Source organism: Kitasatospora sp. NPDC056731, from assembly GCF_040687675.1.
GTDB lineage: Bacteria > Actinomycetota > Actinomycetes > Streptomycetales > Streptomycetaceae > Kitasatospora.
The window spans coordinates 1-14,962 of the sequence record NZ_JBFBNR010000087.1 but is presented as its reverse complement, the minus strand read 5'-3'; the positions used below and the strand labels follow the sequence as shown (position 1 = coordinate 14,962).

The window sequence follows — 14,962 nt, the reverse complement described above, 5'->3', positions numbered from 1 at the left end:
TACATGATCGCCCTGCACCGCTCCGGCCGACGGGGCGAGGCCCTGGAGGCCTACCAGCGCCTGCGCAACACCCTGGTACGGGAGTTGGGCATGGAACCCTCGGCCGGACTGCGACGGCTCCAGCGCTCCATCCTGCTCGCCGACCCCGATCGCCCCGAGCCCGACCGCGCCGCCGGCCCCGCCACCACCGCAGGCCCCGCCACCCCCGCCGACCGGACCCCGCCCCGCACCACCCGGCTCACCCGCGTCGGCTGAGCCCACCGCGGCGGCCCGCCGCATCGCTGACGAAGACCCTAGATCTGCTCCGGCCGGGGGTGGCCGGTCAGGCCCAGGTAGTGGCCGAGCCGGGCGGCCGCGTCGAGCATGGCCAGGCCCTGGGCGGTGAGCCTGCGCTGCCAGCCGTCGAGGGCGTCGGCCAGGGAGGCCGTGCCGCCGGCCGTCCGCACCTGTCGGAGCACGGTGGCGATGTGGTCCAGCGGGTAGCCGCCGCGCCGGAGCAGGTGGGCGAGTTCGGCGTCGCGGATGTCGTCGGCGCGGAAGACGCGGTGCCCGGTGGCCTGGTCCCGGGCGGGGGTGAGGATGCCCGCGCCCTCCCAGTTGCGCACGGTCGCCGGGGTGACGCCGAGCCGGTGGGCGAGTTCGCCGATGCTCAGGACGGCACCGTCCACCGCGGGCTCCGCCGACGGGCCCGCCGCAAGATCCGCCGCAAGGTCCCGCGCCGCCGCAACGTCCCGCGCCGTGTCGGGCTGCGCCGCAAGGTCCCGCGCCGCGTCGGGCCGCGCCGCAAGGTGGTGCACGGCCTTCCGCACCGCGTCCAGGGTGTCCCGGTCGCGGAGCAGTTGGCCGTGCCCGCGGTCGATGGCCGTCAGGGCGTCGTCGAGCCCGCCCCGGTGGAGCGCGGTCATGATCCGGCCGCCGGTCGCGTGGCCGTACGCCGCGACGAGGGAGCGGTAGGCGTCGAGCGCGGCCGCGTGCACCTCGGTGTAGATCCGGTAGCCGCTGGCGGTGCGTTCGGCGGGCGGGAGGAAACCGTCCCGCTCGTAGTTGCGCACGGCCTGGGCCGAGAGGCCGTGCCCGCGGGCGAGGTCGGAGGGGCGCATGGTGGTCACCGGTTTGAGGCTTCAGTGGAGGATCGGGCGGTCGGAGCAGGAAAAGTCTCAACCGTTCTTTCAAGGATACGCTTGAGGACCATGAGTCAGGACTTGCGAGACCTCGCCCCTTCGTCATGCGCACTGCTGGCGCTCGGTGAACCCACCCACCGGGAACCGGCCTTCGCGCGGATCCGCAACGAGCTGTTCGCCCAGCTGGTCGACCGGGGATTCCGGTCGATCGCCCTCGAAACCGACCGGGTGGCCGCGCTCGCCGTGAACGACTTCGTCCAGGAGGGGGTGGGCACCCTCGACTCGGTGATGGGCGAGGGCTTCTCCCACGGCTTCGGAGAGCTGGACGGCAACCGGCGGCTGGTCGCCTGGATGCGCGAGTACAACCGGAGCCGGCCGCCGGCGGACCGTCTGGCCTTCCACGGCTTCGACGCGCAGACGGAGAACACCAGCGCACCCAGCCCGCGGCGCTACCTCGAACACGCCCGCGACTACCTCGGGCTCGACCTCGACCTCGTCGGCCTGGTCGGCGACGACCAGCGCTGGAGCCGCCCCGAGGCGGTCCTGGACCCGGAGATGTCGCCCGGCGCCTCCGCCGAGGCGGAGAAGCTGCGGACGATCGCCGACGACCTGCTCACCCTGCTGTACGCGCGGGCCCCGGAACTGGTCGCGGCGACCTCGCGCGCCGAGTGGCGCAGGGCCAGGACGCACCTCACCGCCGGCCTCGGCCTGCTCCGCTACCACCGGCAGTCGGCCGAGCGCCTGGAGCCGGGCGCCCGGCTGTCCGGCCTCCTCGGCACCCGGGACGTGCTCATGGCCCAGAACCTCCTCGACATCCGCAGCGGCGAGGCCCGCCGAGGGGGAACCCTCGTCTTCGCCCACAACCTCCACCTGCAACGGCAGCCGAGCACCATGCGGTTGGCGGATCTGGACCTGGCCTGGAGCGGCGCCGGCGCCATCCTGAACTCCCTGGACGAGCCGTACACCTTCGTCCCCGGCAGCCTGGGCCGCAGCGCGGCCGTCGGGCTCCAGGAGCCCGAGCCGGACACCCGCGAGGGCGCGCTCCAGCGCGGGGCCGCCACCTGGGGACTGGTCGAGCCCGGTGCGGCCGCCGGTGGCCGGATGCGCACCGACACCACGCCGGAGCAGGGCTACTTCCCGCTCGACCGGGCTGTCCTCGACGGGGCCGACGCGATCCTGCACATCGGCGACGGCACCGCCGCCGCCGCGTCCTGACGGGGCACCGCCGCCGCGCTCTGACGTGGCGTCACCGCCGCCGTCGCGCTGACACGGTGGCCTGCGGAGGGCGGACCCCCGGTAGCGTCAGGTACGGGCCCCCGGGCCCGGATAGGACGTCCGCAAGTGGCCCAGGAGCGCGGCCGTGGGCGGCGCGATGGGGCGGCCGGTCGGCCAGGCCAGCGCGATCCGCACCAGGGGGACGGGGTCGGTGAGCGGCCGGATCCGCAGCCCGGCGGCGGGCGGCGGATCCGGCAGCACGGCCACGCCCAGCCCGTGCGCGGCGAGTTCGGCCAGCTGCGGCGGGGCGGCCGCCTCGACCGCGACCGTGGGGCGGGCTCCGGCCGCGGCCAGGGCCTGCTCCAGCGCCGTCCGCAGGCCGGTGCCGCGCGGGGTGCTCACCAGGGCGTGCCCGGCCAGCGCGGCGACCGGCAGGGGGCCGTCCGGTCCGCCGGCCAGCGGGTGGTGCCCGGTGAAGGCGGCGACCAGCGGGGCTTCCAGCACGGTGTGCAGGGCGAGCCCGGCCAGCGTCCGCCAGCCGTCGTCGTCGTCCCGTCCGCTCGCGGCGGTGGGCAGGCCGATCACGGCGAGGTCCAACCGCCCCTCGCGCAGCGCGCCGAGCATCCGCGCGGTACCGTCCTCGGCCAGCGAGAGGTCGATGCCCGGGTGGTCGCGGCGGAACGCGGCGAGCGTGGTGGCGAGTCCGGGGAGGTCGTCCGCCCCGGCCGGCGGGACAGGGCCCAGGGCCGCCCCGGAGACCAGCCCGAGCCGGACGTGCCCGCGCCGCAACCCGCCGAAGTCCTGCGCCGTCTGCCGCGCCGCCGCGGCGGAGGCGAGCGCCGCCCGCGCGTGCGGGAGCACCGCCTCGCCGACCGGGGTGAGCCGGACGCCGCGCCCGCTGCGGTCCAGCAGCCGGTGGCCCAACTCCTTCTCCAACTGCCGGATCTGGGCGCTCACCCCGGGCTGGGTGAGGTGCAGCAGCTCGGCGGCGCGGGTGAAGCTGCCCTGCTGGGCCACGGTGACGAAGTACTGGAGCTGCCGGAGTTCCATAACTTCTGATGATAGGCGGAAGAACTCCCCGGTCTTGGACGTACGGAGGGCCCCGGCCGCAGGCTGGAGGCATGGAAACCGTGCAGCACGACCAGGGCGTCGACTGGGTCCGCGAACAGATCGCGGCCGAACGCCGGGAACTCGCCGAGGTGTTCACCACCTTCACCCGGGACCAGTGGAACTCCCCGTCGCTGTGCGCCGGTTGGCGCGTCCGCGAGGTCGCCGCCCACATGAGCACCGGCTTTCGCTACTCCACGGCCCGCAACCTCGCGGACCTCATGCGGGCCGGCGGCTCCCTCCACCGGATGACCGACCGGGTGGCCCGCCGCGACGCCGCCGCCCTCACCGACCGCCAACTCGCCGCCGCCCTCGCCGACCACGCCGAACACCCCTGGCGCCCCCCGGTCGGCGGCCGGATCGCCGCCCTCGGCCACGACGTCGTCCACGGCCTCGACATCACCACCGCGCTCGGCCTGCCCTCGCGCCTCCCGCTGCCTCGGGTCACCGCCCTGCTCGCCACCGTCTCCCGCCGCAGCCTGCGCTTCTTCGGCGCCCGACTCGACGGCGTCCACCTGCGGGCCACCGACACCGCCTGGGCGTACGGCGAGGGCCCGGCCGTGGTGGAGGGCCGGGCCGAACACCTCCTGCTGCTCACCTACGGGCGCCGCCTGCCGCCCGGCCTGCTCACCGGCCCGGGCGCGGGGCGGTTCACCCTGGACGGGTAGCGGGCGCGGCCGCTCTCGCGTGCCCGTCCGTCGGCGAGAGCGCAGTACACCGGGCGCACGCCTGGCCCCGGTGCCCGAGGGACGCCGCCGCGCGCTTCGCTCCCCGCGGCGCAGCCGGGGGCGCGCGGGGGTGAGCAGGGGTGGCTAGGATCGGAATCGCCCATTCCGGATAGGCGGTGAGACGGGAAGCAAGGTCTCCGATGGCCCCGAGGTCTGAGCAGTGGCCGCCGTACGTGCGGTTCGCGCCGTGGTTGCTGATCGTCGGCGGGCTCGTCTGGAACTCCCTGGATCCCACCGACTACTGGGGTGACCCGCTCCTGGCGGCCGCCGCCGTCCTGACCGGCGCGCTGCTGACCTTGCGGGACACCCTCGCGGTGGGCGTCGCCAATGTGACCGGCATCCTCGTGCTGGCCGTGCGGGACGGCTCGATCGGCACCCAGGACGGCTACCTGGAGCTGGTGAACACGGCCTTCGCCGCGCTGCTCGGCGTCTGGGTCAACCGCGTCGTCGCCCGGCACGGGGAGCGGCTGGCGCAGGTGCGGTCGGTGGCCGAGGCCGCCCAGCGGGCGGTGCTGCCCGAGCCGCCCGCGCGGGTGGGCCGACTGTCGGTCGCCGCCTGCTACCGGGCGGCGCAGACCGAGGCACTGATCGGCGGCGACGCGTACGCGCTGCAGGCGACCCCGTACGGCGTACGGGTGCTGATCGCGGACGTGCGGGGCAAGGGGCTGCAGGCGGTCGGCGCGGTGTCGGTGCTGCTCGGCGCGTTCCGGGAGGACGCCCACCGCGCGCCGGACCTCGCGGCGCTGGCCGACGGGTTGGAGCGGGCACTCGCCCGGGAGAGCGCGCTGCTGACCGAGGAGGTGCGGCTGGAGGGGTTCATCACGGCGCTGCTGGTCGAGTTCCCGCCGGGTGAGGACGTCGTGCGCACGCTCGACTGCGGGCACCCGGGGCCGTACCTGCTGGGCGGCCCGGACGCGGTGCGCCGGCTGGACGCCGCCGACCCGGGGCTGCCGCTCGGGATGGGCTCGCTGGGCGTGGCCCGGCCGGTGCCGCAGACCCGGCCGTTCCCGCCGGGGTGCACGCTGCTGCTGGTGACCGACGGGGTGACGGAGGCCCGGGACGCGGCCGGGGAGTTCTACGATCCGCTGCTCGCCCTGGGCCCGCTCGGCCCGTTCGACGGCCCCCAGGAGGCCGTCGACGCGCTGGTGGCGGACGTGGAGCGGTGGACGGGCGGGCCGCGGGACGACGACATGGCGGTGCTGGCGGTGACCTGCCGGGAGGCGGACTGAGCGGCGGGGCCCGGTCCGGCCCGTCCGGCGGCGCGGGTGCTTCTTCCCACGGCCTCCCGCGGCGCGGCCGATATCACGATCAGGTGACGGACAGTCAGTGTTTCGCATGATCCAGCCAAGTTGAGTGATGGCGTCCGGTGGCCGGAATGCGAATGCCCGCATAGCGGACGGCGAATTGGACGTGCGGGGCCCGCGGTGTGCCGGGTGGCCGCGCGAGTGGTCCGCCCCTGGTCGGCGGCCTGCGCGGACGTCCCGGCGGGAGCGTGTTCGGCCGTATGGGGGCCGTAAGGGCGGGCCGCGGGAGTGGCGCGATCAGGCCGACCCGTGGTTCGTCCGGAAACGGACGCGATGCTTGCCCAGTAGCGAAGTGGTGACCGAAAGTCGCACTGATGAACGAGACACCAAGCCCCCGCCGCGACCGACTGCTCGGCCACCGCGACTTCCGACTCCTGCTCACCGGAGCTGCGACGGCCCAGACGGGCAGCCAGGTGACCCTGGTCGCGCTCCCGTTGGTGGCGGTGGTGGTGCTCGATGCCACACCCTTCGAGGTCGGCCTGCTGACCGCCGCCGAGACCGCCGCGTTCCTGCTGGTCGGCCTGCCGGCCGGCGCCTGGCTGGACCGGATGCGCAAGCTCCCGGTGCTGATCCGCGCCGACGTGGTGCGCTGCCTCGCCGTCGGGTCGATCCCGCCGGCCGCCGCGCTCGGCGTGCTGACCATGGCCCAGCTCTACCTGGTGGCGCTGGTCACCGGGGTGGCGACGGTCTTCTTCGACGTCGCCCACCAGTCCTTCCTGCCGTCCGTCCTGCCGCGCGAGCAACTGGTCGGGGGCAACGGCGCGATCGAGACGGTCCGCTCCTCGGCGCAGATCGTCGGGCCCGGGCTCGGCGGCGGCCTGGTCCAGCTGCTCGGCGCGTCGCTCGCCATCGTGGCCGACGCCGTCGGCTACCTCGCCTCCGCCCTGCTGCTCGCCCGGATCCGGGTCGAGGAGCCCCAACCGGAGCCGGCGACCGGACGGTCGCTGCGCGCCGAGGTCGCCGAGGGCGTGCGCTTCGTGCTCGGGCACCCGCTGCTGCGGGCGATCGCCACCGCGACCGCCGTGTCCAACCTGTTCGCCGCCGTGCTGGCGGCCGTGCAGACGGTGTTCTGGGTGCGGGTGCTCGACCTGGCGCCGGGTGCCATCGGCCTGCTGCTGTCGGCCTCCGCCGTCGGCGGCCTGGCCGGGGCGCTGTGCGCGGGGCGGCTGGCGGAGTGGCTCGGCCAGGCCCGGCTGATCTGGCTCGCCACCGTGGTGACGGCGCCGTTCGCGCTGCTGTGGCCGCTGTCCGGCCGGGGTGCGGGCGTGGTGCTGTTCGGGATCGCCTCGGCGGTGGTGCTGTTCGGCGCGGTGGCCTACAACGTCGCCCAGGTGAGCTTCCGGCAGAGCCTGTGCCCGCCGGAGCTGCTCGGCCGGATGAACGCCACCATGCGCTTCCTGGTCTGGGGCACGCTGCCGATCGGCGCGCTCGTCGGCGGCACCGTCGCCGACGCGGCCGGACCGCGCGCCGCGCTGTGGCTGTGCGCGGCGGGCTTCCTGCTCGTCCCGGTGCCGCTGCTGCTGTCGCCGCTGCGCCGGCTGCGGGACCTCCCGGCCGACACCGCCGCCACGGCCGGGGAGGAGCCCGTCGCGAGCCCCGCCGCCTGACGCACCCGGCCGCCCGACGAGCCCCGCCGCCTGACGTCCGAACCGAACCGAGACCGGAAACCGGAGACCGTTCCGTGCACGCCAGCATCACCGCCGCCTACCTCGCCCGGTACCGTTCCGCCGCCGCCGACTCCCCGATGGACCTGCTCCCGCTCACCGGCGCCCAACGGCGCTTCCTGATCACCCGCAGGCTCGCGCCGCAGGGCCGGCCCGAGGTCGTCCCGCTGTTCCACGCCTACCCGGGCGGCACCCTCGACCTGCCCCGGCTGGCCCGTGCCGCCGCCGCCACCGCCGCCCGGCACCCGGCGCTGTGCGGCGGCTTCGGGACGGTGCGCGGCACGCCCGTCCTGCGGGTCGGCGCCCCCTCGGCCGAGGCCGCCCGGATCGCCGTCCCGCCCGGCGGCACCGCCGGGTCCGCCCTGCGCGAGGCCCTGCTGGACTGGCCCGCCGACGGGCCCGCGCTGCGCCTGCTGGTGGCCCGGGAGCCGGACGGCGAGGAGGAGCTGCTCGCCCTCGCGGTGGACCACGTGGCCTGCGACGAGCAGTCGCTCGGCATCCTGACCGCCGACCTCACCGACGCCTACGCCCGGGACGACCACGCCCAGGAGGCCGTCGCCGCCCCCGACCAGGACGCCCTGGCGGCCTACCGGGAGGCCGTCGAACGGCAACTGGCCGCCGAGGACGCGGCCGGCGGCCCCGCCGCACAGGCCCACTGGGGCCGCCGGCTCGGCGGCGTCACCGGGACGGGCGGGGGAGCGGCCGGCTCCACCGGCATGCTCAGCCACCGGCTGCCCGCCGCCGAGGGGGCCGCCCGCACCGCCTTCTTCCCCGCCCTGCTGGACGCCACCGCGGCCGCCGCCCACCGGCTGCACCGGACCGACGGGCAGCTCGCCCTCGGCTACCCGTGGGGCGGCCGCCCGCCCGGCGCGCCCGCCGCGCTCGGCTGCTTCCTCAACACCCTGGTGCACCCCGCCGCACCCGGCGCGGCCACCGCCCTGGAGGACCTCGCCGACGCCTGGTGGGACGACCTCGACCACGCCGACACCCCGTTCGACGAGGTGGTCCGGGCCGCCCGCACCGCCGGCGCCCCGTGGACGGGCGCCCTGGACGGCATGCTCACCCTGGAGGACCTGCACCGCCGCCCGCCGCTGGTGTTCGGCGGCGTGCCCGGCCGGGAGGTCCACCTGGCCGGGCGGCCGCTCGCCGCGCCGTTCGCGGTCGCCGCCTCGCAGGGCGACGACCTGCTGGTGCGCCTCGCCTGGGACCGCGAACGGTTCCCCGAGGACGCCGCCACCGCCGCCTTCGACGACCTGCTCGCCACGCTGCGCCGCCACCTGCGGACGGCCTGACCCGCCCGGCCCGACCCCGCGTCGGACACCTGATCCGGACGCCCGCTCCGGACGCCTGATCCGGACCCGACCCGAAGCCGCCCCGGACCCGACTCGAAGCCGTACCGGACCCGCACCGGACGTCCGCATCAGGACGCCCGCCCCGGACGCCTGACCCGCCCCGGACCGAAGCCGCCACCGAATCCCCACACCGACCGCCGGGCCGTGCCACCACCCCGGCGCGCCCGGAACCAGGGCCGGGCCATCCACGCCCGCCCCGTCACCGCAGGGCCAACACGCCCACCACACAAGGGAGTCACCGATGTTTGCGCTCTCCTCCTCGCAGGAGATCGTCTGGCTGCACGAGCAGATGCTGCCCGGCAGTCGTGCGTACAACTTCACCGCCGTGCTCGACCTCTGGGGCGCCCTCGACGAGGACGCGCTGCACGCCGGACTGGCCGCCGTCCTCGCCCACCACCCGGGCCTGCGCCTGGAACTGGTCCCCCGCCCGGAGGGCCTGCCCGGCCAGCGGGTCGCCGAGCACTGCGAACCGACGCTGCGCCGCAGCGACTTCGCCGCCGAGGCCGACCCGGACGCCGCCTTCCGCGAGCTGCTGGCCGCCGAGGCCGAGGAGCCGGTGGACACCGAGCAGGCGCCGGTGCTGCGCTGGCACCTGGTGCGCCTCGGCACGGACCACCACCGGCTGATCCACGTCGAGCACCACCTCGTCCACGACGGCCACTCCTTCGCGATCCTGCTGCGCGACCTGTTCACCGTCTACCGCGCCCACGTCCTCGGCGAGCCCTACCAGCTGCCCGAGGCGCCCTCGTACGAGCAGCACGCCCGTACGGCCGTCGACCCGGACGCCCGCGAGCGCGCGCTCGCCTTCTGGCTGCGGGAGCTGGCCGACGCCCCGCGCGAGGTCACCCTGCCCGGGCTGGCCAACCCCGGCGCGGTGCGCCGCCACCGCGGCGGCCAGATGCGCCAGGCGATCGGCGCCGACCTGGCCGAGCGGCTGCGCACCCGCAGCAAGGAGGACGGGCACACCCCGTTCAGCACCCTGCTCACGCTCTTCGCCGAACTGCTGCGCCGGCACTCCGGGCACCGCGAACTCGTCGTCGGCACCGCCGTCGGCAACCGCCCTGAGGGCTTCGAGGGCACCGTCGGCATGTTCGTGAACACCGTGCCGCTGCACCTGCGACTGGACCCGTCCGCCCCCGGCACCGAGGCCGTCGACGAGGTGACCGACGTCCTGCTGCGCGCGCTGCCCTACCAGGACCTGCCGGTCCAGGAGCTGACCCGCCGGCTCGGCCTGCACACCGGCGGCGCCGACAACCCGCTGTTCAACGTGATGTTCAGCGCGCACGACGCCGCGCTGCCGGACGTCCAGGCGCCCGGTCTCGAAGTCTCGCTGTACGAGGGCTTCAACACCGGCACCACCCGCTTCGACCTCGACCTGGTGCTGCTGCCCGACGACCGCCGGGTGGTCGGCGAGAAGCACGGCGGCGCCGGGATGACCCTGGTCTGGGACTACGACGCCGACCTCTTCGGCGAGGCCGAGGCCACCCTGCTGGCCGACCGCCTGCTCCAGCTGCTGCGCTGCTACCTCGACCGGCCCGAGGCCACGCTCGCCGCGCTCGACCCCGCCCCGGCCGCCGACCCCGCCACCGCCGTCGCCCGGGCCGGTCTCGACCCGGCCGCCGCCCACGACCCCACGGCGATCGCGATGATCGCCGGCACCGAGCGCCTCAGCTACGGCGAGCTCGACCGTCGCGTCACCCAGCTGGCCGAACGCCTGCGCGCCGCCGGCGTCACCCCCGGCCAGCCGGTCGCCGCCGTGCTGCCGCGCGGCGTGGACAGCGTCGTCGCCCTGCTCGCCTGCCTGCGGTACGGCGCCGTGTACGCGCCGCTGTCCGCCGAGGACCCGGCCGCCCGGCTCGGCCTGCTGCTGGACCGGCTGGCCCCGGCCCTGGTGCTGGCCACCCGGCAGAGCGCGCTCGCCCTGCCCGCCGACGGCGTCACCCCCGCGCTGCTGGACGGCCCGGCCTTCCCCAAGGCCGAGCCCGCCGCAGTGGTGGAGGGCGCCGCCTACCTGATCCACACCTCCGGCTCCACCGGCGTGCCCAAGCCCGTCCTGGTCGGCCGCGACGCGCTCGCCGGGTACGTCGCCGCGATCGCCGCCCGCTACGAACTGACCCCCGCCGACCGGGTGCTGCTGTTCGCCCGCCCGTCCTTCGACGTGGCGCTGGAGGAGGTGCTGCCCGCGCTCGCCGCCGGCGCCGCCCTGGTCGTGCCGCAGCGCGAGGTGCCCACCGGGCCCGAGCTCGTCGCCGTGCTCGCCGCCCGCGGCGTCACCGTCGCCAACCTGCCGACCAGCTACCTGCTCGCCGTCCGCGAGGACCTGCGCGAGGCGCTGCGCGACGGCCGCTGGGCGCCCCGGCTGCTCGTCCTCGGCGGCGAGCGCCTGCCCGCCCGCGCGCTGACCGGCCTGATCGAGGCCACCACCGTGCTGAACGCCTACGGCGTCACCGAGGCCACCGTCACCTCCACCGTGTACGAGGTCACCGCCGCCGACGTGGCCGAGGACGGCGAGATCCCGCTCGGCGCCGAACTGGACGGCGTGCGCCTGCACGTCCTGGACGAGGCGCTGCGCCCGCTCCCGGCCGGCTGCGTCGGCGAACTCGCCGTCAGCGGAGCCCTGTTGGCCGACGGCTACCTCGGCCTGCCGGAGCCGACCGCGGCCCGCTTCGTCACCGTGCCCGCCCTCGGCGGCGAGCGCGTCTACCGCACCGGCGACCGCGGCTACCGCGACCTGCGCGGCCGGCTGTGCTTCCTCGGCCGAGCCGACAACCAGGTCAAGCTGCGCGGCCACCGGATCGAACTGGAGGAGATCGAGGCCGCCGCCTCCGCCGAACTCGGCGGCCGCTCCTGCGCGGTGGTGCTGCACACCGACCCGCAGGCCGGCCCGCGGCTGATCGGCTTCCTGGAGGGCGCCGACCGCCCCGACCAGGCCGCCCTGCACGCCGCGCTCGCCCAGCGGCTGCCCGGCGGGCTCGTCCCCGCCACCTGGACGGCCGTCGAGACGATGCCCACCCTGCCCGGCGGCAAGCCCGACCGCGCCGCCCTCGCCCGGCTCGCCGACGAGGCCCCCGCCCAGGAGGCCGCCCCGGCCGCCGAGAGCGCCTTCGCCGACCCCGGCCAGGAACTGATCGCCGCCGCCTGGCGCGAGGTGCTCGGCCACGACCGCTTCACCGCCGAGTCCCACTTCTTCGAGGTCGGCGGCCACTCGCTGCTCGCCGCCCAGCTCGCCGCCTGGCTGGAGCCGCACCTCGGCAGCCGCCCGCCGCTGCGCACCCTGTTCCGCCACGCCGTGCTGGCCGACCAGGCCAGCGCCCTCACCGGCCAGCACCCCGGAAAGGCAGACCGCGCATGAGCGCCCCCTCCGCCGTCCTCGAAGACGCCCACCGCGAACTCGTCGACGCCTTCGAGAGCTTCGTCCGCCGCGAGCTCGTCCCGCTGGCCGCCGAACTGCCCGAGACCGCCGACGAGGTGCCCGCCGAACTGCGCGCCTACGTCCGCAAGCGCTCCGCCGCGCTCGGCTTCTACGCCGGCGACTACCCCGAGGAACTCGGCGGCGCCGACATGCCGTTCACCGCCGTCGTCCTGCTGCACCACGCCGCCGGGCGCAGCGGCTGCCCGCTCGCGCCGTACGCCCTGGCCGGCTCCGACGGCCCCAGCCCGCTGCTGCGGCACGGCACCCCCGAGCAGATCGAGCGCCACCTCGTGCCGCTGGTGCGCGGCGAGCAGACCCGCTGCCTCGCCCTCACCGAGCCGCACGCCGGCTCCGACGCGTTCCGCCTCACCACCACCGCCGTGCGCACCGCCGACGGCTGGGTGCTGAACGGCCGCAAGACCTTCGTCAGCAACGCCGACCGGGCCGGCCTGGTGCTCGTCGTCACCGCCACCGACCTCGGTGAGGGGGCCGGGCCCACCGCCGGCGCCACCGCCTTCGTCCTCCCGATCGACCAGCCCGGCCTGCGGATCGGCCAGCGCTACGAGGGCATGTCCGGCGAACCGCTGTTCGAGCTGCTGCTCGACCAGGTCACCGTCTCCACCGACGCCGTGATCGGCGGCGAGGAGGGCGTCGGCGCGGCCACCGCCCTCGCCATGGACAGCCTCTCCCGGGGCCGCCTGGTCGTCGCCGCGATGTGCAACGGCATCGCCGAGTACGCGCTGCGGATGGGCGTCGAGTACGCCCGCGAGCGGCGCGCCTTCGGCAAGGTGATCGGCGAGTACCAGCACATCCAGGAGCACCTGGTGGCCACCCGGGCCGAGGTGGAGTGCTCCAAGCTGCTCACCCTCGCCTGCGCCCGGCTGGTCGACGACGGCACCGAGGCGCCGGAGAACGCGGCGCTCGCCAAGCTCACCGCCTCCGAGACCGCCGTGCGCGCGGTGGACCGCTCGCTCCAGGTGCACGGCGCCACCGGCTGGGTGCGCGGCCATCCGCTGGAGTTCCTGTACCGCTACGTGCGGATGACCACGATCATCGAGGGGACCTCCGAGGTCCAGAAGGTGATCATCGCCCGCTCCATGGGCCTGAACTGACAGTCCGTCAGCGGTCTGTCAACAGCCTGTCAACGGCCTGAACCACCTGGAGACGATGATGGAAACCCTGAGCATCGAATACGGCCGCCCGCACCAGGACGGCGCGGTCCTCGACCTGTTCGCCACCTGGGTGCACCGGACCCCGGACGCGCCCGCCCTGATCGACGGCGCCCGCACCTACAGCTACGCCGAACTCGACCGCCTCGCCGACACCGTGGCCGCGGCGCTGCGCGACCGGATCCGCCCCGGCGACCTGGTCGGCGTCTGCCTCGGCCACTCCGCGGCCCTGGCCGCCGTCACCCTCGCCACCGCCAAGCTCGGCGCCGTCCACCTGCCGCTCGGCCCGCGCCCCGGCGAGCGCCGGCTCCAGGCCGTCGCCGAGCAGCTGCGGCCCGCCTGCCTGGTCGGCGACCCGGCCCGGCTTCCCGAGGGCGGCGAGCAGCTGGCGCTCGACCTGGACCCGACCACCGACGTGGTCGCCGCGTTCGTCCCCGGCGAGCAGGTCCACGTGCCCGCCGGCACCCACTACGCGGTGCTCACCTCCGGCTCGACCGGCACCCCCAAGGCCGTCGCCGTCGGCGAACCCGCCCTCGGCGCGCTGCTCCACTGGTACCGCGAGCTGACCGGCCTCGGCCCCGGCGAGCGGCACAGCCTGCTGATCGGCGTGTCCTTCGACCCGCACGTCCTGGAACTGTGGGCCACCCTCACCTCCGGCGCCGCGCTCACCCTCGCCCCCGAGGCCGTCCGCTGGGACCCGGGCGCGCTCACCGACTGGTGGCGCGAGGCCGGCGTCACCGTCAGCATCCTGCCCACCCCGCTCGCCGAACCGATCCTGGCGCGCGCGTGGCCGGACGGGCTGGCGCTGCGCCACCTCACCATCGGCGGCGACCGGCTGCGCCGCGCCCCCGGCCCGGACGTCACCGCGGCCGTCCACAACGCCTACGGCCCCGCCGAGGCCACCGTCACCACCACCGTGCACACCATGGCGCCCGGCCTCGACCACGGCGCCGGCGCACCGCCGATCGGGCTGCCCGTCCCGGGCGCGGTCGTCCTGGTCACCGACGAGGACGGCCGGCCGGTGCCGCGCGGCCAGGCCGGCGAACTGCGCATCGGCGGCCGGGGCCTGGCCGCCGGCTACCTCGACCCCGAGCTGACCGCCCGGCGCTTCGTCGGCGTGCCGCCCGGCGTGGACGGCATCGACCGGGTCTACCGCAGCGGCGACCGGGTCGTGATGGGCGCCGACGGCGTGCTGGAGTTCCACGGCCGGCTCGACGACCAGGTCAAGGTCAGCGGCGTCCGGGTCGAACCCGCCGAGGTCGAGGCCGCGTTCGAGCGCGACCCGCGGGTGCGCCGGGCCGTGGTGGCCGCGGCCCCGGCGCCGACCGGCGGCGTCCGGCTGCTCGCCTTCGTCCAGACCGTCGAGGGGCCCTCGGCGGCCGGCGCCGACGAACTGCTGGCGGCGGTCCGGCCGTGGCTGCCCGAGCAGGCCGTCCCGTCGGCCGTCCGCCTGGTCGACACCTTCCCGCTGGACGCCAACGGCAAGGTCGACCGCGCCGCCCTGCTGCTCGCCCCGGCCGCGGACGAGCCGGTCGCGGCGGAGGAGGGCGCCACGCCCACCGAGCGCACCGTGCTGCGCCTGTGCCGCGACCTGCTCGGCCGCGCCGACCTCGGGCCCGGCGACAACTTCCTCGCCTCGGGCGGCAACTCGCTCGCCGCCGCACGGCTGCTGGAGGCCCTGGAGGAGGAGTGCGGGGTGCGGTTGCGCGCGCCCCTGGTGCTGCGCCAGCCCGACCTGCGGGCCGTCGCCCGGCTGGTGGCAGAGCGGCAGCCGACCGCCGCCGCCGCCGTCTGACCGCCCGCCCGCCCGTACCACCTGCGCAGGGCGCCCCGGCCCTTCGCGGCCGGGGCGCCCCGAAGGGAACCCTAATGCCCACCCCCACCCACCCC

The 14,962-nt window shown here is 76.3% G+C and carries 11 protein-coding genes; 9 read left to right on the top strand and 2 right to left on the bottom strand.

Annotation, left to right across the window (positions count from 1 at the left end; all coding sequences use genetic code 11):
• Positions 1–255, top strand: a 255-nt coding sequence (locus tag AB0R04_RS38505; protein ID WP_363378797.1) for a BTAD domain-containing putative transcriptional regulator, incomplete at its 5' end; no start/stop codon positions are given.
• A 38-nt stretch (positions 256–293) separates the two neighbouring features.
• On the opposite strand, the gene AB0R04_RS38500 is transcribed toward AB0R04_RS38505, so the two are convergent.
• Positions 294–1,100, bottom strand: coding sequence for a TioE family transcriptional regulator (locus AB0R04_RS38500; RefSeq protein WP_363378799.1), 807 nt, complete (start codon positions 1,098–1,100; stop codon positions 294–296).
• 90 nt (positions 1,101–1,190) lie between these two features.
• Here AB0R04_RS38500 and AB0R04_RS38495 point away from each other — a divergent pair, with 90 nt between their 5' ends.
• The gene (locus tag AB0R04_RS38495) at positions 1,191–2,336 is read left to right on the top strand and encodes an erythromycin esterase family protein (protein ID WP_363378795.1); all 1,146 of its coding nucleotides are present in this window, start codon (positions 1,191–1,193) and stop codon (positions 2,334–2,336) included.
• 87 nt (positions 2,337–2,423) lie between these two features.
• Here AB0R04_RS38495 and AB0R04_RS38490 read toward each other — a convergent pair whose 3' ends face one another.
• Positions 2,424–3,386 carry a LysR family transcriptional regulator gene (locus tag AB0R04_RS38490; protein ID WP_063350745.1) on the bottom strand — a complete coding sequence of 321 codons (963 nt, stop codon included), beginning with the start codon at positions 3,384–3,386 and terminating at the stop codon, positions 2,424–2,426.
• Between the two features lie 71 nt (positions 3,387–3,457).
• Between AB0R04_RS38490 and AB0R04_RS38485 the strand changes: the two genes are divergently transcribed.
• The 7 genes from AB0R04_RS38485 to AB0R04_RS38455 all read left to right on the top strand — a co-directional run bounded on the left by AB0R04_RS38485 (position 3,458) and on the right by AB0R04_RS38455 (position 14,867).
• Positions 3,458–4,111, top strand: coding sequence for a maleylpyruvate isomerase family mycothiol-dependent enzyme (locus AB0R04_RS38485; protein ID WP_363378793.1), 654 nt, complete (start codon positions 3,458–3,460; stop codon positions 4,109–4,111).
• Between the two features lie 200 nt (positions 4,112–4,311).
• On the top strand, positions 4,312–5,400 hold the full coding sequence (locus AB0R04_RS38480; protein WP_363378792.1) for a PP2C family protein-serine/threonine phosphatase: 1,089 nt from the start codon (positions 4,312–4,314) through the stop codon (positions 5,398–5,400).
• 389 nt (positions 5,401–5,789) lie between these two features.
• Positions 5,790–7,082 (top strand): MFS transporter, encoded by a 1,293-nt coding sequence (locus tag AB0R04_RS38475; protein WP_363378790.1) that lies wholly within the window; start codon positions 5,790–5,792, stop codon positions 7,080–7,082.
• A gap of 74 nt (positions 7,083–7,156) precedes the next feature.
• Positions 7,157–8,431: a non-ribosomal peptide synthetase gene (locus AB0R04_RS38470; protein WP_363378788.1), complete on the top strand. Its 1,275-nt coding sequence runs from the start codon at positions 7,157–7,159 to the stop codon at positions 8,429–8,431.
• Between the two features lie 301 nt (positions 8,432–8,732).
• The gene (locus AB0R04_RS38465; protein WP_363378786.1) at positions 8,733–11,843 is read left to right on the top strand and encodes an amino acid adenylation domain-containing protein; all 3,111 of its coding nucleotides are present in this window, start codon (positions 8,733–8,735) and stop codon (positions 11,841–11,843) included.
• Positions 11,840–13,015, top strand: a complete 1,176-nt coding sequence (locus AB0R04_RS38460) for an acyl-CoA dehydrogenase family protein (protein ID WP_063350751.1) — start codon at positions 11,840–11,842, stop codon at positions 13,013–13,015. Before AB0R04_RS38465 ends, AB0R04_RS38460 begins: the two co-directional genes overlap by 4 nt.
• Positions 13,016–13,073: 58 nt before the next feature.
• Positions 13,074–14,867 (top strand): AMP-binding protein, encoded by a 1,794-nt coding sequence (locus tag AB0R04_RS38455; protein WP_363378783.1) that lies wholly within the window; start codon positions 13,074–13,076, stop codon positions 14,865–14,867.
• The last annotated feature ends 95 nt before the right edge of the window (positions 14,868–14,962 follow it).

Excerpts from the sequence above, each read along its gene's own strand:
- AB0R04_RS38495 (WP_363378795.1), top strand. The coding sequence starts at position 1,191 with ATGAGTCAGGACTTGCGAGACCTCGCCCCTTCGTCATGCGCACTGCTG.
- AB0R04_RS38500 (WP_363378799.1), bottom strand. The coding sequence starts at position 1,100 with ATGCGCCCCTCCGACCTCGCCCGCGGGCACGGCCTCTCGGCCCAGGCC.
- AB0R04_RS38480 (WP_363378792.1), top strand. The coding sequence starts at position 4,312 with ATGGCCCCGAGGTCTGAGCAGTGGCCGCCGTACGTGCGGTTCGCGCCG.
- AB0R04_RS38475 (WP_363378790.1), top strand. The coding sequence starts at position 5,790 with ATGAACGAGACACCAAGCCCCCGCCGCGACCGACTGCTCGGCCACCGC.
- AB0R04_RS38485 (WP_363378793.1), top strand. The coding sequence starts at position 3,458 with ATGGAAACCGTGCAGCACGACCAGGGCGTCGACTGGGTCCGCGAACAG.
- AB0R04_RS38455 (WP_363378783.1), top strand. The coding sequence starts at position 13,074 with ATGGAAACCCTGAGCATCGAATACGGCCGCCCGCACCAGGACGGCGCG.
- AB0R04_RS38460 (WP_063350751.1), top strand. The coding sequence starts at position 11,840 with ATGAGCGCCCCCTCCGCCGTCCTCGAAGACGCCCACCGCGAACTCGTC.
- AB0R04_RS38465 (WP_363378786.1), top strand. The coding sequence starts at position 8,733 with ATGTTTGCGCTCTCCTCCTCGCAGGAGATCGTCTGGCTGCACGAGCAG.
- AB0R04_RS38490 (WP_063350745.1), bottom strand. The coding sequence starts at position 3,386 with ATGGAACTCCGGCAGCTCCAGTACTTCGTCACCGTGGCCCAGCAGGGC.